Source organism: Streptomyces sp. NBC_01433 (assembly GCF_026340105.1).
Taxonomy (GTDB): domain Bacteria; phylum Actinomycetota; class Actinomycetes; order Streptomycetales; family Streptomycetaceae; genus Streptomyces.
The window spans coordinates 96338-114866 of record NZ_JAPEPM010000005.1 but is presented as its reverse complement, the minus strand read 5'-3'; the positions used below and the strand labels follow the sequence as shown (position 1 = coordinate 114866).

17 protein-coding genes are annotated in these 18529 nt (G+C 69.9%); 7 read left to right on the top strand and 10 right to left on the bottom strand.

What is annotated here, in order from left to right:
• Positions 1-52: 52 nt before the first annotated feature.
• Entirely contained in the window at positions 53-1117 is a 1065-nt protein-coding gene (locus OG413_RS42345) for a cobalamin-independent methionine synthase II family protein (RefSeq protein ID WP_266815165.1), read from the bottom strand.
• 304 nt (positions 1118-1421) lie between these two features.
• Between OG413_RS42345 and OG413_RS42340 the strand changes: the two genes are divergently transcribed.
• A complete protein-coding gene (locus OG413_RS42340) occupies positions 1422-1994 on the top strand; it encodes a dihydrofolate reductase family protein (RefSeq protein WP_266815164.1) in 573 nt (190 codons plus the stop codon).
• 205 nt (positions 1995-2199) lie between these two features.
• Here OG413_RS42340 and OG413_RS42335 read toward each other — a convergent pair whose 3' ends face one another.
• From OG413_RS42335 to OG413_RS42325, 3 genes are all read right to left on the bottom strand, one after another.
• A complete protein-coding gene (locus tag OG413_RS42335; protein ID WP_266815163.1) occupies positions 2200-2493 on the bottom strand; it encodes a DUF4287 domain-containing protein in 294 nt (97 codons plus the stop codon).
• Positions 2494-2634: 141 nt separating this feature from the next.
• Complete coding sequence (locus tag OG413_RS42330) at positions 2635-3933, bottom strand: MFS transporter (RefSeq protein WP_266815162.1); 1299 nt, start codon at positions 3931-3933, stop codon at positions 2635-2637.
• A 13-nt stretch (positions 3934-3946) separates the two neighbouring features.
• Positions 3947-4486: a carboxymuconolactone decarboxylase family protein gene (locus OG413_RS42325; protein ID WP_266815161.1), complete on the bottom strand. Its 540-nt coding sequence runs from the start codon at positions 4484-4486 to the stop codon at positions 3947-3949.
• 396 nt (positions 4487-4882) lie between these two features.
• Between OG413_RS42325 and OG413_RS42320 the strand changes: the two genes are divergently transcribed.
• From OG413_RS42320 to OG413_RS42310, 3 genes are all read left to right on the top strand, one after another.
• The gene (locus tag OG413_RS42320) at positions 4883-5320 is read left to right on the top strand and encodes an enediyne antibiotic chromoprotein (RefSeq protein ID WP_266815160.1); all 438 of its coding nucleotides are present in this window, start codon (positions 4883-4885) and stop codon (positions 5318-5320) included.
• Between the two features lie 164 nt (positions 5321-5484).
• Positions 5485-5910 (top strand): SRPBCC domain-containing protein, encoded by a 426-nt coding sequence (locus OG413_RS42315; protein ID WP_266815158.1) that lies wholly within the window; start codon positions 5485-5487, stop codon positions 5908-5910.
• Between the two features lie 285 nt (positions 5911-6195).
• Positions 6196-7515 carry an acyltransferase gene (locus OG413_RS42310; protein ID WP_266815156.1) on the top strand — a complete coding sequence of 440 codons (1320 nt, stop codon included), beginning with the start codon at positions 6196-6198 and terminating at the stop codon, positions 7513-7515.
• Between the two features lie 129 nt (positions 7516-7644).
• On the opposite strand, the gene OG413_RS42305 is transcribed toward OG413_RS42310, so the two are convergent.
• From OG413_RS42305 to OG413_RS42295, 3 genes are all read right to left on the bottom strand, one after another.
• A complete protein-coding gene (locus OG413_RS42305; protein ID WP_266815155.1) occupies positions 7645-8880 on the bottom strand; it encodes a cytochrome P450 in 1236 nt (411 codons plus the stop codon).
• Between the two features lie 98 nt (positions 8881-8978).
• Positions 8979-9947, bottom strand: a complete 969-nt coding sequence (locus OG413_RS42300; RefSeq protein WP_266815512.1) for a methyltransferase — start codon at positions 9945-9947, stop codon at positions 8979-8981.
• A gap of 318 nt (positions 9948-10265) precedes the next feature.
• Positions 10266-11135: an alpha/beta fold hydrolase gene (locus OG413_RS42295; RefSeq protein ID WP_266815153.1), complete on the bottom strand. Its 870-nt coding sequence runs from the start codon at positions 11133-11135 to the stop codon at positions 10266-10268.
• Positions 11136-11449: 314 nt separating this feature from the next.
• Here OG413_RS42295 and OG413_RS42290 point away from each other — a divergent pair, with 314 nt between their 5' ends.
• Positions 11450-11794 carry a helix-turn-helix transcriptional regulator gene (locus OG413_RS42290; RefSeq protein WP_266815151.1) on the top strand — a complete coding sequence of 115 codons (345 nt, stop codon included), beginning with the start codon at positions 11450-11452 and terminating at the stop codon, positions 11792-11794.
• On the top strand, positions 11791-12243 hold the full coding sequence (locus OG413_RS42285; RefSeq protein WP_266815150.1) for an SRPBCC domain-containing protein: 453 nt from the start codon (positions 11791-11793) through the stop codon (positions 12241-12243). Before OG413_RS42290 ends, OG413_RS42285 begins: the two co-directional genes overlap by 4 nt.
• A gap of 63 nt (positions 12244-12306) precedes the next feature.
• Here the strand turns inward: OG413_RS42285 and OG413_RS42280 are convergent, their stop codons facing one another.
• Entirely contained in the window at positions 12307-13314 is a 1008-nt protein-coding gene (locus OG413_RS42280; RefSeq protein ID WP_266815148.1) for an NAD(P)-dependent alcohol dehydrogenase, read from the bottom strand.
• A gap of 404 nt (positions 13315-13718) precedes the next feature.
• On the opposite strand from OG413_RS42280, the gene OG413_RS42275 reads away from it, so the two are divergent.
• Entirely contained in the window at positions 13719-15386 is a 1668-nt protein-coding gene (locus tag OG413_RS42275; RefSeq protein WP_266815146.1) for an MFS transporter, read from the top strand.
• 140 nt (positions 15387-15526) lie between these two features.
• Here the strand turns inward: OG413_RS42275 and OG413_RS42270 are convergent, their stop codons facing one another.
• Both OG413_RS42270 and OG413_RS42265 read right to left on the bottom strand, forming a co-directional pair.
• The gene (locus tag OG413_RS42270; RefSeq protein ID WP_266815145.1) at positions 15527-16909 is read right to left on the bottom strand and encodes an FAD-dependent oxidoreductase; all 1383 of its coding nucleotides are present in this window, start codon (positions 16907-16909) and stop codon (positions 15527-15529) included.
• Positions 16906-18453, bottom strand: a complete 1548-nt coding sequence (locus OG413_RS42265) for a class I SAM-dependent methyltransferase (protein ID WP_266815144.1) — start codon at positions 18451-18453, stop codon at positions 16906-16908. The genes OG413_RS42270 and OG413_RS42265 overlap by 4 nt, the downstream gene beginning before the upstream one ends.
• Between the last annotated feature and the right edge of the window lie 76 nt (positions 18454-18529).

The following is an 18529-nucleotide window of genomic DNA, read 5'->3' as shown; positions in this document are numbered from 1 at the left end:
CGGCCGGCCGGGAGCGGGGCAACGGGGCAGCAACGGGGCAGGAGCCCCGGGCTCAGAGGCCGAGGGCCTCGGCGGCCAGTGCGGTGCCCCGAACTCGCGCGTCGATCTTCGCGAAGGCGAGATCGCGTGAGGTGGAGGCGTCGTCCGCGAACGGCGCGAAGCCGCAGTCGTCGCAGGTGCCCAGCTGCTCCACGGGAATGTAGCGGGCGGCGAGCAGCACCCGGTCGCGTACCTGCTCCGGTGTCTCCACGGTCGGATCGATCGGATCCGTCACTCCGACGAACACCCGGGCCCCTGCGGGGAGGTGGTCCTGGATGACACCCAGCACCCGCTCCGGGTCGGCCTCGCTCGCCAGCTGGAGGTAGAAGTTGCCCGCCTTGAGCTGGAAGAGCTTGGGCAGCAGACCGGCGTAGTCGACATCGAGGCTGTGTGTGGAGTCCTGGTCCCCGCCGGGGCAGGTGTGCACCCCGATACGGGCACGCTCGGTGTCGCTGAACCGGCCGAGAACCTCGTTGTTGAAGGCGATGAAGTCGTCCAGGAGAGCACCGCTGGGATCCAGCTTCAGCGACAGCCGCCCTTCGGTGAAGTCGAGCTGGACCGCATGGGCCCCGGCGTCCAGGCAGCCGCGGATGTCGGCCTCCGCCTCGTCGGCCAGATCGCGCAGGAACTCCTCGCGGGTGTATCCGTCGATGGGCGTGGCCGGGTAGAGCAGGCTGAGCGCGGAGGGGGCGATGACGGCCTGCTTGAGCGGCCTTTCGGTGAGCCGCCGCGCCTCGCGCAGGTAGGACTCCGCCCGCACCTGGTAGCGGAAGGGCCCTTCGGTGATGCAGGGCAGTTGGCGGGTGTGTCCGTCGGCGAACGGGATGACGACACCGTCCGGCGAGAGGCTGTCCAGGCCGGCGACGGGGTAGGTGGCGAAACTGGGCTTGGCCTGCTCCCCGTCCACGAGGACGGGGCTTCCCGACTGTTCCAGCCGGGCCAGGGTCTCCGCGACGGCCTGCTCCTGTTGCTTGGCCAGGTCGGCGTCGCTCAGCCGTCCTCGCGCGTGCGCGGTGAGGGCGGACCGAAGGTCCGAGGGGCGCGGGATGCTACCGATCAGCTCGGTGGGGATGCTCATGATCGAGACGATAGGGACGGCCCCGGACGCTCACAAGCCGGATGCGTGAAATGCCTTGTGTATTGGGCGTGTTGGCCGAAGATCAGGCTTTGGGGGCGGTGATTGGTGTAGGGCTCGGAGCACCCTGCCGTACGACGCGGCGGGGAGCGTCGTGGCCGCTGCCGGAAGGGGCGGGCGACGGCCGATGAGTTTCTCCGTGCTCCGGAGTCAGGGATCATGGTTGGTGCGCAGCCGCGAGTGCGGTGGAAGCGCACCTGGATCGAATCTGCCGAGTTCCCGACACGAGACACTGAGGAACCTTGAGATGCGCACCCTGATCAGCACCGCCTTCGTCTCCCTCGACGGTGTCGTGGAGGCCCCGGGCGGCGAACCTGGTTACCGGAACTCCGGGTGGACCTTCAAGGACGTGGAGTTCCTCCCCGAGGCATTCGAGATCAAGGGCCGGGAGCAGAAGGAAGCCACCGCGATACTGATGGGCCGGGTCAGCTACGAGGCGTTCAGCCCGGTGTGGCCTGGCATGGAGGACTTCGCCGACTACAAGGAGATGCCGAAGTACGTCGTCTCCACCACCCTCACCGAGGACGACCTGGTGGGGAACTGGGGCGAGATCACGATCCTGCGCTCGCTCGACGATGTCGCCGCGCTGAAGGAGACCGAGGGCGGCCCGATCATCGTCCACGGCAGCGCCACCCTGAACCGGAAGCTCGCGGACGCCGGCCTGATCGACCGGTACCACCTGGTCGTCTTCCCGCTCCTGCTCGGCGCGGGCAAGCGGCTGTTCAGCGACACGGACAAGGACACCCAGAAGCTGAAGCTCGTCGAGCACGAGGCCTACCCCAACGGCATTCAGAAGAACGTCTTCGACGTCGTCCACTGACAGGGCCCCGCAAAGCCCCCCCGCCTGCTCGTCAGCAGGCGGGGGAGGGCTTTTGCATCGGGCTTCGGATTCGGCGCACCCGGATATCGGTACACCCGGATATCGGCGCACCCGGATATCGGCGCACCCGGATACGCGAACGGCAGGCCGTGTGCCCGGTACGAGTCGGGCCTGCGGCCTGCCGTTCGTGAGGTTGTGCGGTGTGTCAGGCGGTGGGGCGGGTCTTCTTGCCGTCCAGCCAGAGCGTGTCGCTCTCGTCACGGTGCGTGCCGGATGTTCCGACGTGCTTCGCGTCGATCTGCGGGCCCTTCTTGAAGACGTGCACCAGCGCCATCCCGTGCCCGCGGCCCAGGCTGTAGTCCTCCTTGAGCCACTCCAGGATCGTTCCCGCCTTGGTGGAGGGGTCATCGAAGCCGCGCTCGTGCGCGAGGGCGATGAACTCGCGCGGAGTCAGTCCGGTCTTGTCCTCGATCGTGTCCAGGTATGCCTGAAACGACATTCTTGTATCTCCCGCACCCGTAGCTGTGTTACTTGTCTGGTGGTCAGGTCCGGGTCCCCTTGTGCGGGGGCCGTACGACCTTTCGAGGTGTAGACCGCATCCGGATCGGAAACTCATCGCTCGCCGTGACGCTCACCCAGCTCATTTGACCAGGCTGAAGCCGGAGGGTGTGGAGGCGGGGGCGGGCGAGCGGATGAAGGCCGCCGGCCACGCGAGCAGGACCATGGCCATCACACCGGCGACGAACCAGCCGGAGGCGCCGCGTTCACCGAGGTAGGTGGCCAGTGCCGGTGCGATGCCGCCGAGGACGGCCGAGGTGACGGCGTTGGGCAGACCCAGCCCCAGCGCACGGTTCTCCGTGGGGAAGAGCTCGGAGAGGATGCCGGGGAGGGTCGTCGTGACGCACGTCAGGTAGACCGTGCCGCTGAGGTAGGTGAGCAGCAAGCTGGTGAAGGTGCCCTCGATGGTCAGATAGGTGTAGGAACCGGCGACGGCGAAGACGACGCTCGCCGCCAGGAGGAAGCGCCGCGGACCCACCTTGTCGGCGAGCAGGCCGACCGGGACGTTGACGATCATGAGGATCGCCGTGGCGCAGACGATGACCCAGAACATCAGTCCCGGAGCGCCCAGGTCCTGCCCCATGGCCGGAACCACGGAGGTCCACGTTCCGGCCACCGCGGCCATGCCCGCGATGAACAGCACGGACCTGAGGACCTGGCGGCGGTAGGTGACGAGGACCTCGCGCAGGGATCCACGGGTAGGACGCTCACCGGCCTCGCGCCGGAAGACCTCGGTCTCGGCGAGCTGGCGGCGCATGACCATCAGTACCGCGCCGAAGAGTCCGCCGACGAGGAACGGGACGCGCCAGCCCCACGAGGCCATGGCCTCGGAGCCGAGCAGCGCCGTCAGGCCGCCGCCGAGGAGGGACGCGGTGAACGCGCCCGCGACGGTGGTGAGCGAGAAGAGGCTGCCGTACAGGGACTTGCGGTGCTGGGGCGCCACCTCCATCAGGTAGGCGGCGGCGGCCGGCCACTCGCCGCCCGAGGAGATGCCCTGGGCGATACGGGCCAGGATCAGGACCAGCGGGGCGAGGAAGCCGATCTGGTCGTAGGTGGGGGTGATGCCGATCAGTACGGAACCCGCGGTCATCAGGCTGATGGCGAGCATCAGGGCGGGGCGCCGCCCGCGCCGGTCGGCGAGGCGGCCCAGCAGGATGCCGCCCAGCGGACGGACCAGGACGCCGATGCCGAGTACGGCGAACGCGCCGATCAGGGAGGTGACCGGGTTCGAGGAGGGGAAGAAGCGGGCTGCGAAGAGGTGGGCGAAGAGCCCGTATCCCAGCCAGTCGAAGGATTCGACGAAGTTGCCGACGACGGTCGCGGTGACCGCTCGGCGATGGGCGCGCTTCGGGGAGAGCGGCTTGTGTGTCTGTCCGGGCATGTGGTCCCGCCTCTCAGATGATGGGGGCGTAGCCGTGGGCGGTGATCCGCCGGCCCGACTCTTCGTAGTAACCCGGTTCGCCCGGCAGCTCGGTGTCGAGGCCGCTGACGTAGCGGTTGTACATGCAGAACGCCGAGGCGATCAGGACGGTGTCGTGCAGATGCGCGTCCGTGGCGCCCGCGGAACGTGCCTCGGCCACCGCGTGGTCCGGGACGGGCCGGGCCGCGTCCCGGACCTCAGCGGCGATCCGCAGCAGGGCCCGCAGCAGCGGGGACAGCGGTGCTGTGCCGGCGTGCCGATGGACGGCCTCGACCAGGTCGGCTCCGCCCGCCAGTTGCGCCGCCGCGGCGGCGCCGTGCGTGTCGGCGCAGAAACGGGTCTCGTTGAGTTCCGAGACGTACGAGGCGATCAGTTCGCGTTCCCCGCGGCTCAGCGGCGACGGTCCGCGCAGGAGGGCGTCGGCGAGCGCGTTGAGCGGGGCGGCGGTGTCGGGGCGTTCGGCCATCAGGCCTCTGATGCCGGGAAGGCCGTTGGTGATCGCTATGTGCGGCACCGGGTGTGTCCTTTGCTGGTGGCTGTCTCACGGATGAGCTGTCTCACGGATGAGCTGTCTCATGAATGGGTTGTTCATCGTCGGCAGCCGCTCGACGCGTGGCCAACTCCTGTTGTGCGCAGATCCGACAGTGCGCGCGGGTACCGGATCCCAGGCCGTCCCACCGCCTGCTCCTCCCGCCCCGGGCACCGGCCGGGACGCGGGTGCCGGGGGCGGGAGCGGCAACGCCGCCGTCCTCGCAGCATCGCGGTCGTCTCCCGTGCGGCACGGGCGGGCCCCGTCAACTGGTGAGTTTCATGAAGCAACCTGGAAGATGCCGATCTCTTTCATGATTACTAGATTCATTCACAGGTCGGGAAACAGCCCGCCCTCACCTGCGACAGGAAGTCAGGGAAAATGACTGCTACGAACAAGCTCGGCCTCATCGCTCGCATCGGCGCCACCGCCGCGGTCGCCGCCGGACTGGCGCTCGCCGTCCAGCCCAGCGCCATGGCCGCTGCTGCGGTTACGGTGTCGCAGTCCACGGGCCTGTCCGACGGTCAGCAAATCTCGGTCACGGCCACCGGCCTGACGCCGAACACTCAGTTCCAGGTCGGTCAGTGCGCGGTTGTGGAGCCCGGCAAGTTCGGTTGTGACAAGACCACTTCGGTGAACGTCACCGCCGACGCAACGGGCAAGATCACCAGCCCGATCACCGTCCACACCTCCTTCCAGGCGGTCGTGGGCGCCGACGGCACGGTCTGGGGCAACGTGGACGCCAAGGCCACCCAGACCCAGATCGTCGTACTCAGCGCCACGGGTGACGGCGGCAGCCAGGCGATCAACTTCAAGTAACCCGCGCGGGCTTCCACTCCACGGCCCCGGCATGTCGCCCCAGCGACGTGCCGGGGCCGAGCAGTGCGCACCGCCACAACTGCGCATTCTCGAAGATGCGTGCTCCGGTGGCCTCTGGAAAACTGGGCGCGAAAGCCATCCCCAGAAGAATTCAGGGAGATCACGTGGCGAATTCCGCCACCACCGACGAGTACGTGGCCGCCCTCGACAGGAGCCCACGAGGTTCCGCTCTCGGTGAGCTCACTGCCACAAGAGTGTTCAACGCCCCGCGAGAAATGGTTTTCAGAGCCTTTATGGAGCCGGAACAGTTCGTCAATTTCTGGGGCCCCGCGGGTACGACGGTGTCGCCCTCCGGCGTCACGATCGAGCCCTGGGCCGGCGGACGGTTCGAGGTCACCGCGGTGGTGGACACGGACGCCACCGAGTTCCCGATGAAGTACGTCTTTCTCGCGGTGGTGGAACCCGAACTGCTCTCCTACAGGGACTCTGTTTCGGGCATCGACTCAAGCCTGGTCTTCACGGACCTCGGCGATGGAAGGACCCGGGCCTCGGTGTTCCACAGCACGGGCCGGGCCGACGCCCACCTGTAGTTCCTGTTCCTGTTCCTGTTACGCCGGACCCTTTCGCGAACCCCTGCCGCGGCCGCGGCGGGGGTTCGCGGGTCTTCCGTGCCGTGCCGCCGGTTCCGCCGGCGGTGCGTGGCGTCGGCCACCGCCCGGTGCCGGTGTTCTTCGTGTGGCGGAAACGGCCGGAGACGTCACCATGCCGAAAAGTTCCCGGAGTCCGGACCTCTGTCGAATACCGCAACCCAAGAGATGCGCCACGGATGTCTTGAAAGCAAGCTGATGCGGCCCATTGAAACTGGAGGTATTCCCATGACTGCACTCGGGACCGGGTCCACTGTGAGACCCCACGACAAGAAACGCATCGGCAGCCTCGATGGGGTTCGCGGACTCTGTGCGATGGTCGTGGTCATCACCCACGTCGCATTCAGCACAGGTGTGGTTCTCGGCTCCGAATCCGGACCGCCCCAGCAAGGGATCTGGTCCATCCTGTCGGTCGGCGCGGAGGTGGGTCTGGGGCCCTTCTTCATCCTGTCCGGCATGCTGCTCTACAAGCCCTTCGCCCGTGCCACTCTCGGCGGGGTCAAAAAGCCCGCGCTGGGCGCGTTCTTCCTCCGGCGCGGACTGCGGCTCATGCCCGCCTACTGGCTGCTGACGGCGTTCTGTCTGCTCGTCCTCAACTTCTCCAGCATCGACTCGATCTGGTACGTGCTGCGTCCGATCCTGCTGATGCAGGACTACGACTACGTCTGGTACGCGGGCATGGACCCGACCTGGACCATTCCGACCGAGGCCCAGTTCTACCTCGTACTGCCCCTGCTCGCCTGGCTGATGCACTGGCTCGCGGGCCGGGTCGAGGACCCGGCCCAGAAGATACGCCGGATGATGATTCCCCTCGGCGTCATGGTGGTGATCGGGTTCCTGTTCACCGGGTACATGCACATGGAGTTCATGGGCCCCTGGCCGCCCGAGTACTGGTGGCCGTTCAGCCGTCTGGGCCTGTTCGGGATCGGCATGGCTCTGGCCATCCTCTCGGTCCGCGCGGAGCAGTCACCGGGTGAGATGCCCGCGCTCTACCGGCTGGCCATCAGGCGGCCGAACCTGTTCTGGGGCGGGGCGCTCGCGGCCTACCTCATCAACTGCACCTCCCCTCTGGGCAAGTGGGGCACCTGGGACTACGGAACACCGCAGTTCGCCATGCTCCAGCACATATCGTTCCTGGCGTTCGCCTTCCTGCTGATGGTCCCGCTGGTCGCGCCCAACGCCAGCTCGCCACTGATGGACGCGGTGCTGACGAATCGCCCGGCACGCTTCCTCGGTCGCATCTCCTACGGCGTCTACCTCTGGCACTTCGTGGTGATGTACCTCTGGTTCCAGAGCGGAAGCATCTTCGGCGCTCCCCCGGTCCCCGCCGCCTTCCTGGTCGGGAAGGTCGGATTCTGGGAGATGCTCGCCGTCGTGGTGGTGGGCACGATCGTGCTCGCGACGCTGAGTTACTACTTCTTCGAGCGTCCGCTGCTGCGCTTCGGCGAGCGGGTCATCAAGAAGCGGAACAGCGCCCGTCTCGCCGCGGAGACCGGTGGGAGCCGGCCCTCGGTCGAGGAGAGCGAGCCCAAGCGGGCATCGGTCTGACCTTCGCCCGGCACCTGGATGCCGGGCGCGGGACAGCCCCGTGCCCGGCCGCCCAGGTCCGGGAGACCTTCACCGACCGCGAGCCGGAATGGACAGCCCTCGGGCGACCGCGAGTCGGGATGGACGGCCCTAACCGACCGTTACCGGAAGCCGCTCGTGGCCGGGGACGATCAGCCGGTCGCGGTACGTCGCGGCGCCTGCGGGCGCGAGGCGTGGGAAGCGGCGGAGCAGCCTGGGCAGCGCGATCCGCGCCTCCAGCCGGGCGAGCGGTGCCCCCAGGCAGAAGTGGGCGCCGGCGCCGAAGCTCAGGGGCTGGGTGTCGGGCCGGTCCGGGTCGAAGAGGTGCGGTGATGGGTAGCGCAGCGGGTCCCGGTTGCCGGCGGCCAGCAGAACGAGCACCTTGGTGCCGGCGGGTACCGGGGTGCCCAGCACGTCCACGTCCGCTTCGGCGAAGCGGCTGGTGGCGTGCACCGGGGCCGCGAACCGCAGCGTTTCCTCCACGTATCCGGCGGCGAGAGCGGGCTCCGTACGCAGCCTGGCGGCCTGGGCCGGGTTCTCGAAGGCCAGCTGGAGACCATGGCCGAGCAGATGGGTCGTCGTATCGAATCCGGCGGCCAGCAGCAGTACCAGGTTGCCGACGAGCTCGTCGTGGCTGAACCGCTCCCCGCCGGTCTCATGGGAGGCGACCAGGGCACTGACCAGGTCGTCCGCCGGGTGCCGGCGCCTCTGGCCGATCAACCGGGCGAAGTAGGAGGCGAGCTCGTCCATCGCCCGGTCCGCGGCGTCGAGCCGGGCGATTCCGCTGATGCCCTCCAGGGCGACGGTCACGTCCTCCACCGCGGCGCGGAACCAGACCCGTTCGTCGTCGGCGACTCCGAGCATCTCTCCGATCACCGCGACCGGGAGCCGGTAGGCGAACTCGGCCATGAACTCCACCGGCGTGCCGTCCGATCCGAGCTCCGCCAGGTGGTCCAGCAGCCTGTCGGTCATCCGGACGATCGCGGGTTCGAGCTCCGCCACCCGCCGCGGTGTGAACGCGCGGCTCATCACGCGCCGCATCCGGGAGTGGTCCGGCGGGTTGCTGTAGAGCACGGAGTCGGTGAAGCGGCGCAGCGAGGAGTGCGAGCGCCAGTCGGGGTAGAGCAGGTCGTGGCTCTTGGCGTCCTGGACCAGCAGCCGGGGCTCCCGCAGCGCGCGCGAGCACTCGGCGTACCCGACGGCGGCCATCAGGCCCGGTTTTATCCGCACCAGGTTCCCGTGCTCCCGGAGGGCGTCGTAGAGAGCGTAGGGGTCCCGGCGTCCTTCCGGGGCCACCAGTGCCGCCATCGCCTCGCGCGGGTGCATGGTCATCACGTGCTCGGTCATCGGTATCTCCTCAGTGTGGACATGAGGGCCGACCCACACCAAGATCGCACCCCGATTCGTGCGGCAGGAGCGGCATCGGGGTGCGTGCCGCCGCCGCCTCAGCGCGTGGCCAGTTCGACGATCGACAGGATTCCGGCCGGGTGCACCGCGAGCTGGGTGAGCCCGGCCTCCGCCGCGAGGGCGGTGAGCTCGGCGGCTCCGCGTTCCCTGCCGCCGTAGTAGGCGAGCATCCGCAGATCCATTCCGGTGCCCGGTGACTCACCGTCGGCGCCGATGCGCTCCACGATGAAGACCTTGCCCCCGGCGCCCGCGGCTTCCGCGCAGCGTCGCAGGATCGCCTGTGCCTCCCGGTCGCCCCAGTCGTGGATGACCGACGAGAGGAGGTAGCCGCCGGCACCCGGCGGCAGTTGGTCGAAGAAGCTGCCGGGCACGGCGTCACCGCGGTCGGCGAGGCCCGCCGCCGCGAGTGCCTTGCGCGCGACCTCCGCGGTGTCCGGCAGGTCGAGGACCGTACCGTGCAGAGCGGGGTGTCCGTTCAGCAGGGCGATCAGCAGCGAACCGTTGCCGCCGCCGACGTCGACCACGTGTCCCAGCGATCCCCAGTCGTAGCCGGAGACGATGTCGTCGCCGCGGGCCGCGGCCAGGTCGGCGCCCATCCGTGCGTCGAAGGACGCGCCGCGCGCGGGGTCCTCGGCCAGGTCCTGCCAGAACGAGCGGCCGAACTGTACGGGGAAGGCGGCCTCTCCGGTGCGGACGCTGTGCAGGAGTTGCACGAAGGAGAGTTCGGCGCGGCCGACGGCGCCCTCGATGTCCAGCATGGCGTGCAGGCCGGCCGGGTGGCCCGAGCGGAGCGGCTCGCCGACAGCGGTCAGCGTGTAGCGGCCGGACCCGTCCCGCTCCAGCACTCCCCTGGCGGCGAGGTGTCTCAGCACCCGGTCGAGTGCGCCGGCGTCCGCGTCCGCGAGTCCGGCCAGTTCAGCCGCCGTTCTCGGACTTCCCGCGAGGTGGTCGGCGATCCGCAGGGTCGCCGCCACGCGTATCGCCATCGGGGTCGCCAGGTGCGCCATGGCCCAGAGCCTGGTGCTCGCCTCGTCCTTGCCCGCCAACACGTCCTCCTCGGTCACGATGCGCCCCGGGCGCACCGACTCGATCATGTTTGCCAGCCGTAGATCGAATCGTCGCGTCGGGGCGTGCCGCGCCGCATCTTCCAGCGTGCGGTGGATCTTGTCGGCCGGGCGAAGGGCGGTCCCGTACAGGGCCGCGGCTGTGGCGGAGAACCGCCCTCCGCCTCAGCGGAGGAAGAGCTCACGCCACGTCGCCCGTCCGGGCCGCGCGCGGAAGGACGGAGCGCGGCTCGGGCGGCGGCACCGCGGCCCCGAACGGAATCACTTGCCCGTGCTGAGCACCTTGTGCACCTGCTCGGCGAACTGGGGGCTGTGCGTCAGGAAGCCCTGGTGGTCGCCGGGGAAGTCCACGATGTCCGTTCCGACGCGGTCGGCCAGCACCACGCCCGCCTGGTGGATCGGCGTGCCCTTGCTCGCTTCGCCCGCGGCGAGAACGACCCGGGTCGACGCGGCCTTCAGCGCATCGGCGTCCGGAACGTAACGGCTGAACGGCACCATGACGTGGCCGAGGAAGAACTCGGCGTTCGCCGCCATCCGCCCCATCATCTCCATCATCTCCGGGTCCGGCGTACCCATGTCCGGGCCCGGGGCCTCCGGCGGCGTCGGCGCGGCGCCCGCCTGCGGGCCGTCCGGCTCCTCCACTCCGGCGATGAACTTGCCCATGGCGGGGCCGACACCGTCCTTGCGGTAGGTCTCGTGCACGTCCGTGAAGTGATCGCGCCACCGCTGGCTGTCGGTGAGCAGCTCCATCGCCGGCGGCTCGTGCGCGATCAGGGTGTGCACCTGCTCGGGGTGGCGGGCGGCCAGTTCCAGTCCGACCAACGCGCCGCCGCTGCTTCCGACCACGAACGCGGGGGCGTCCCCGAGGGCCGCCAGCAGGCGGTGGGCGTCATCGCTGTAGACCTCGATCTGCTGGTCCGTGGGCGTGCCGGTGAGGTTGCTCCGCGAGTTTCCGCGCGGGTCGTACCGCACGACGGTGTAGTTCTCGGAGAGAGCCGCGGCGAGCCCTCCGTAGATCGCGGCGTCGGTCGGCCCACCACAGATGAGGAGGAGCACGGGGCCCTGGCCGCTGACCTCGTAGTGCAGTGTTGCGCCCGGTACTTCCAGGTTTTCCACGTTCGTTGCAGACATCGCATGGTCCTCTCGGTTTTGAATTTCCTGGCTGTCCGGGAACTGCCAGGACACAAGGTCCTGAAGGGTCTTGCTACTGGATCCCCGGCGGGGACCGGCGCTTCGGCGCCCTCACGGTGCGGGAATCAGGCGTCAGGAGCCATGGGCGCCCCAACGCGTGCTGTTCCCCTGATCGGGTGGGCAAAGGACGGCCACCTCCTCATGGAACAGGCGGTCGTGTGCCGGTCCCACCGGAGGTTTTCGTCCTTGACGCACAACCGCCTTGAGAGGCATCATAAACCATCTGGTTGATCAATTGGTAGGTTGAATATGAGATGACGGGTGACGAGCTCAGCAACACCTTCTCCGCCCTGGCCGATCCGACCCGCCGGGCGATCCTTGTCCGGCTCGCCGCCGGGGAGGCAACGGTCAATGAGCTGGCCGAACCATTCACGATCAGTCTTCAGGCGGTCTCCAAGCATCTCAAGGTCCTTGAGCGGGCCGGACTGATCACGCGGGGCCGCGACGCGCAATGGCGGCCCTGCCGACTTGAGGTGGCGCCGCTGGACGCGGCCGCGGAATGGATCGAGAGCCAGGCGCAGGTCTGGCAGTCGAGGTTCGACCGCCTCGACCAGCATCTGCAGGAAACCCAACGAAAGCAGAGAGAGACACAGACATGACACTTCCGAGCACGGCCGGCACAGACCTCGGAGAGCTCACGGTCACCCGCGTGTTCAACGCGCCCCGTGAGCAGGTCTTCAAGGCGTTCATCGAGCCCGAGCAGCTCTCGCGCTTCTGGAGCCCCATCGGCACCTCCCTCCCGGTGGACAGGATCACCATCGACGCCCGTCCGGGCGGCGCCTTCGAGACGGTCATGGTGGCCGACGCCGATGGCACCGAGTACCCGATGAGCGCCACCTACCTCGATGTCGTCGAGCCGGAGAAGATCGCCTTCACCGTGAACGCCACGGGTCTGGTCTCGACCATGACCTTCTCGGACATCGAGGGCGGGACCGAACTGGTCGTCCACCAGACCAATGTCTCCGCGCAGTTCCGCACCCCGGAGGCCGTGGCCGGTCTGAACAGCAGCTTCGACCGGCTGACCGAGTTCCTGGCGCAGTCCGCCTGACAGACCGTCGACCGGGCAATGCCCGGGCCCCGGCGCCCAGCGGGCCGCCGGGGCCCGCGGGCGTCAGTCGGCCACGATGACCACCTTGCCGAAGTGGCCACCGGACTCAAGACGCCGGTAGGCCGCCCGCGCATCGGAGAACGCGAACGCATGATCGATCACAGGACGGATCCGGTGCAGCTCGACCGCGCGGTTCATCGCTTCGAACGTCTCTCTGCTCCCCACCTGCATCCCCTGGACCGTCACCGCCCTGCGCAGCAGTTGTACGGGGTCGAGGCCGGGTCCCTGGCTCAGTACGCCGATCACACTCACCCGCCCACCCGTCCGCACGGCCCTGACCGACTGCGGCAGCGTGCCCGAGCCGCCGACCTCCACGACGTGATCGACGCCGCCGTCCGTGATCTCCTGGACGTGCTTGCCCCACTCCGGTGTCCGGGAGTAGTTGACCCCGGCCACCGCGCCCATCGCCAGCAGCCGCTCCAGTTTGGCGTCGCCGCTCGACGTGACCACCACCTCGGCACCCGCCAGCACGGCGAACTGCAGCGCGAAAACGGAGACTCCGCCGCTGCCCAGGGTCAGGACGGACTGACCGGAGGCGATCCGGCCGTGCACCACCAGGGCATGCCACGCGGTGACGGCGGCGCACGGAAGGGTGCACGCCTCGGCGGCCTCCAGGTGCGAAGGCGTGGCGACCAGCGCGTCCTGGTCGAACACCACATACTCGGCGAGCACTCCGTCGGCCGGGCCGCCGAGCGCGCCGGCCGTCCTGGCCGCGTCGGCCGGACCGGAGATCCACCGGGGCAGGAAGACGCTCAGGACGCGGTCTCCGGGCTTCCAGCGCGTCACCTCCGATCCGGCTTCCACCACCTCTCCCGCCCCGTCGGAGAGCGGCACCACGTCCGGCTTCATCCCGCGTCCGTACCGGCCGTCGGCGATGAGCAGGTCCCGGTAGTTCAACGACCAGGCCCGCATCCGGACGAGGACCTCGCGCGGTCCCGGCACGGGCGTCCCGCGCTCGTCCAGCCGCAACGCGTCCACGCCCGAGAAGCTGGGCAGGTGGTAGTACCTCACATCGTCCTCGCCTGTGCAGTACGGTCCCCGGCGTAGTCGGCGCCGGGGTGACCCTCGGTGACGGATTCCGGGGTGAAAAGCCGTTCCACGATGTCCCTGCCCCCTGCCGTATGGGTGCTCCGAGGGTCATCACATCCATCGCGTTCCGCTCTCCGCAAGCGGACTTGGCCAAGTCACGCGAGAACAGCACGACCGCGGACGCCGGAACGGACGAACCCGTTGCTCCCGCACACCGGCCACCTCATGAAGAGCACGTCGTGAGATGCGCCGGACCACGGCGGAGAGGACCCTGTTGGGTGAGTCCGACGACACGGACGGTACCGGTCAGCGGGATGCCTGCCCGTATCCGAGCGGGGACGACAGGCTCCACCACCATCCCTTCATGACGACGGAAAGTAGTAGGCATGACTGCAGGCAGTGCTCCCAAGGCAGGGCGGAAGGAGTGGATCGGGCTGGGCATTCTCGCCCTCCCCACCCTTCTTGTGGCCCTCGACGTTTTCGTACTCCTTCTGGCACTGCCGCATCTGAGCGCGGATCTCGGTGCCGATTCCACCCAGCAGCTGTGGATCATGGACATCTACGGCTTCATGGTCGCCGGATTCCTCGTCACGATGGGAACGCTCGGTGACCGCATCGGCCGTCGCAAGCTGCTGCTGATCGGTGCCGCGGCCTTCGGCGCGGCCTCGTTGGCCGCCGCGTTCGCCACCAGCCCCGGCATGCTGATCGCCGCCCGTGTCCTGCTCGGCATCGCCGGTGCGAGCCTGACACCGTCCACGCTCTCCCTCATCACCACGATGTTCCAGGACGCCAAGCAGCGCACGGTCGCCATCAGTCTCTGGGCCAGCTGCTTCACCGTGGGCGCCATCATCGGCCCGCTGCTCGGCGGCGTCATGCTCGAGTACTTCTGGTGGGGCTCCCTCTTCCTCATCGGCGTACCGGTGATGGTCCTGCTGCTGATCCTGGGGCCGCGCGTCCTGCCGGAGTTCAAGAGCGGCGAGGCGGGCGGAATCGACATCCCGAGCGTCCTGCTGAACATCGGCGCCACCATTCCGGTCATCTACGGAATCAAGGAGCTCGCCCGCAACGGCTGGGAGGCCGTCCCCGTCGTCACCCTGGTCGTCGGCCTGGTGCTGGGGGTGCTGTTCGTGCAGCGCCAGCGCCGTCTGTCGAGCCCGCTGCTGGACGTGGGCCTGTTCGCCCACGGCCGCTTCACCGCCGCGCTGCTGGCTCTGCTCGCCTACAGCCTCATCGGTGGCACGATCATGCTGTTCATGACCCAGTACTTCCAGTCGGCGCAGCGGATGTCGCCGTTCGAGGCGGGTCTCGGGCTGTTGCCCGGCATGGCCGCGGCCACCGTCTCCTTCATGGTGTGCCCGATCATCGCCCGCAAGGTGCGCCCCGCGTACGTCATCGGCGCGGGGATCGCCGGTGTGGTCGCCGTGCTGCTGACCTTCTCCCAGCTCAATCCGGAGTCGGGCACGGCCGTTCTGATCGTGGGCTTCGCCGTGTTCTCCTTCTGCGGCGCTCCGATCGTGGCGCTGGGCACCAACATGGTGGTCGGAACCGTTCCGCCGGAGAAGGCCGGTTCGGCCGGCGCCCTGTCGCAGATGAGCAACGAGTTCGGGGCGGCGCTGGGCGTGGCGACCCTGGGGACCCTGGGTCTTGCCGTCTACCGGTCCGACATCGCCGACTCCGTGCCTGACGGAGTGCCGTCCGGAGCCGCGGAGGCCACCCGGGACAGTGTCGCCGGGGCGTCCGCCGCCGCGGACGGTCTGCCCGAGCAGGTGGGCAACGCGCTGATGGACGCCGCCCGGGTCGCCTTCACCGGCGGCCTGCACACCGTCGCCACGGTCAGCGCCATCCTGATCGGGATCGCCGGCGTGTTCTTCGTCGCCCTGCTGCGCCATGTGCCGCCGGTCGGTGCCGAGGTGCCGGAGGAAGCGGCGGAAGGGGCTCCCGAGGAATCCGTGGAGGAGTCCGCGGAGAAGTCCGCGGCGCCCGCCGACGCTTCGGCGGACCCCGCCGGTACGACGGGCACGCAGGGCACGACGGCGAAGTCGCTGACGGTGTGACGTCCGCGCCCCGCCCCTGATCGGCCGATGGCCCCCGCCCCGCGGCGGGGGCCATCGGCCGTGCGTGGGGCCCCTCCTTCCCGCGCACCGGAACGCGGTGTGCCCCCGGACAGGATCCGGGGGCACACCGCGTGCGGGTGTCAGAGCGATGCCGCTCCGGCGGAGACGTCGTCCGCGAAGACGCCGCGCGGGTCGTACCGGCGGCGGATCCGGGCGACGGCCGCCGCCCGGTCCTCGGTGAGGTGGCGTTGCGGCCGGGTGAACCCCTCCACGAGGGAGGGCACCGTACGGCCGGTGTCCCAGGGCGCGAGGGCCGCGCGCACCGTCGCGCAGTGCCGCTCCAGGGCCTCCACGGTCACCGGGCCGAACGGGGGGCCCGATCCCATGTACGCGTACGCCGCGTCCACCTGGTTCAGGACGCCGCCCGCCGGGTCCTCCTCGGCGAACGCGCCGCCGAGCTGCCGGAGCGTGGCGACGGCGAGCGGTGAGCCGGAGTCCGCTCCCACGGCGCCCAGGAACGCCTCGGCCCCGTCGTCGCCGAGCTCCCGCAGCAGGAAGTGGTCGCCGATGAAGGGGACCGGGTCGGCCGGATCCATGTGCGCGTCGAGCACCCCGGCCGGTCCGGTGAGCGCCCAGGTGTCGAGCAGGGCGGGCGCGATCTCCCGCAGCGTTCCCAGGAGTTCGTCCGCGTACCGCTGGGCCGCGGGGACGTCGTGTGCCGTCGGCGCCAGGACGGCACCGTCCACGCAGAGCACGGGTCCGGCGGCGAGCTGCGGCGGGACGCCGGGGACCGGGGGCAGGTTCATCAGGCGCAGTGAGGTGGTGGCCTCCCGCGGCGCGTCCTTCGTCCAGTCGCGCCAGGCCGCCAGGAGCGGTCCGGCGTCGGCCGCCGACCAGTACGTCGCGCCGGTGACGACCTTCGCCACCGGGAAGAGGGAGACCTCCACGGCGGTGACGACGCCGAAGCCACCGCCGCCGCCGCGCAGGGCCCAGAACAGTTCGGGTTCGGTCGTGGCGTCCGCGCGGACGCATTCGCCGTCGGCGGTGACGAGTTCGATCGCCCGCACCGTGTTCGCGGCCAGCCCGGTGCGGCGGCCGTAGAAGCTGACTCCGCCACCGAGCAGGTATCCGATCACCCCGACATCGGCCGCGGATCCGTGTGCCGCTCCGAGTCCGTGCGGTGCCGCCGCCCTGACGACATCGCCCCAGCGCGCGCCCGCCGGGATCCTGGCGGTGCGCCGGGCCGTGTCGATCTCCACCTCGCCCGCCGGGGAGGTGCGGATCAGCGCGGAGCCGTCGAGCGGGCGTACGGCCCCGGCGGCGTGCCCGGAGGTGTGCACCCGGACCGGCAGCCCCCGGCGGGTGGCCGCGAGCACCGCGGCCCGGACCTCGGCCGGACCGCGTGCGGTGACGGCCGCGGCCGGGCGGGCGGGGGCGGCCAGGTTGAAGACCCGGGCGGCCTCCTCGTAGTGGGGGGTGCCTGGTTCGGCGAGCGCGTCGTCGCGCACATCGGCCGTGCTCATGAACGGGTCTCCTCCTGGTCGTCGCGGACGGCCGTCAGAAAGACGAACGTCCCCGGTCCGCTCTCCTCGCTCACCGTCAGGCCCGCGGCGGCCAGCCAGCGGTTGAGGTCCTCGGGGTCGAACAGCTGAAGTCCCCCGTCGTGCTGGGGGAACCTGTGGGCCGACTGGAAGTAGCTGTAGACCGGGTCCTCGGAGCGACGGAACGTCAGCACCGTGAAGGTGCCTCCGGGCCGCAGGATCCGGCCGACCTCGGTGATCGCCTCCTCGGCCTCGTGGTAGAAGGCCTGGAGGGCGTTCCAGCAGACGACCGCGCCGACCGACGCGTCCGCGAAGGGCAGTTCGGAGGCTCCGGCCAGTACCGAGGGGACATCGGGAAGCCGGCCGCGCAGCACGTTGAGCATGGGCAGTGAGCTGTCGACGGCGACCAGCCGGTCGGCACCGACGGTCTCGGCGATGACGGTGGTCCAGCGTCCGGCTCCGGCGGCGAGGTCGACCACCGGGCCGTCGACCGGCCGTATGTGGGTGGCGAGGTAGTGGTCCTCGTCGGCCGGGCTCACCTGGCCGCCCCAGTTGGAGCCGGAGACGCGCAGGAAGGAGGGCCGGGCCACCGCTTCGTAGAACAGCCCCATGCTGGGCACCTGGGAGAGCTTCTCCAGGAAGTCGTCGACTGCGCCGTCACCGGTGGCGGGCGCGGTCAGGTCGAGGATGCCGTTCGCGGCGGGGTAGCGGGCCGTGCAGCCGGTGCAGTTCAGGAGGTCCTCGCCGGGCTCCAGGGTGCCGCGGCAGGCCGGGCAGCGCAGGGCTCCGGTGTGCGGTGCGAAGAGGGAGGTGTCGGCGGGCGGCGCGCTGGCGTTGGACCGGTCGGGCACGGTGGCCGCGGGGGCGTCCTGCGGGTCGCCGTTACGGACCGCCCAGTAGGCGCGGGCGCCGATGCAGCCGAGCACCGTCCGGGTGTCGTTCTCCCAGGCAGCCCGGATCTGCTCGCCGCTGAGCGCCTTGATCCAGCTCGCGTCGAAGGCCCGCTCGTCCTCGTTGAGGGTCCAGGCCGACGGGGAGGGCCACACCCGGCCGAGGTCGGGCCGCTCGGGGTCGAGTTCGCTCAGGCCGCGGTGCAGCCGGGACAGGTCCTCGGGCTCCAGGCCCAGGTCGAGTGTGGCGGTGAGGATCGTGTCCCGGTCGGCCGGGAAGTGTGCGAGCAGATAGAGCAGCGCGAGGGTGAGCGGCGTGCCGATGCCGTCGGTGCGCACCAGGTCCAGATAGAGGCCGAGGTGGGCACGGATCTCCTCGGTGACCGGTCCCGCCGCCGGGTACTCGGCCTCGGCGAGCAGTCCGAGCAGGATCGCCAGGTGGCCCTGGCTGTCGTGGTCGGCCCCTTCGAGCGCGGCCACCAGCGACGGCACCGCCGCGAGGGCGGCGGGCGAGAGTTCGCCCTCGTGCCAGAGGCCGTCCACCAGGGCGCGGAACTTTGCCTCGCGGACCTCCGGGGCCGCGTCGGCGAAGGCGTCGACAAGGCCGGCGGCGGCATGAGCGGTGGAGAAGTTCATCTGCGCGTCCTCTCGGGATCGGTGCGGCTGGGCCTGTGCCGCGTGGGGGCACGACCGCGCGCCGAGCGCGCCGGGC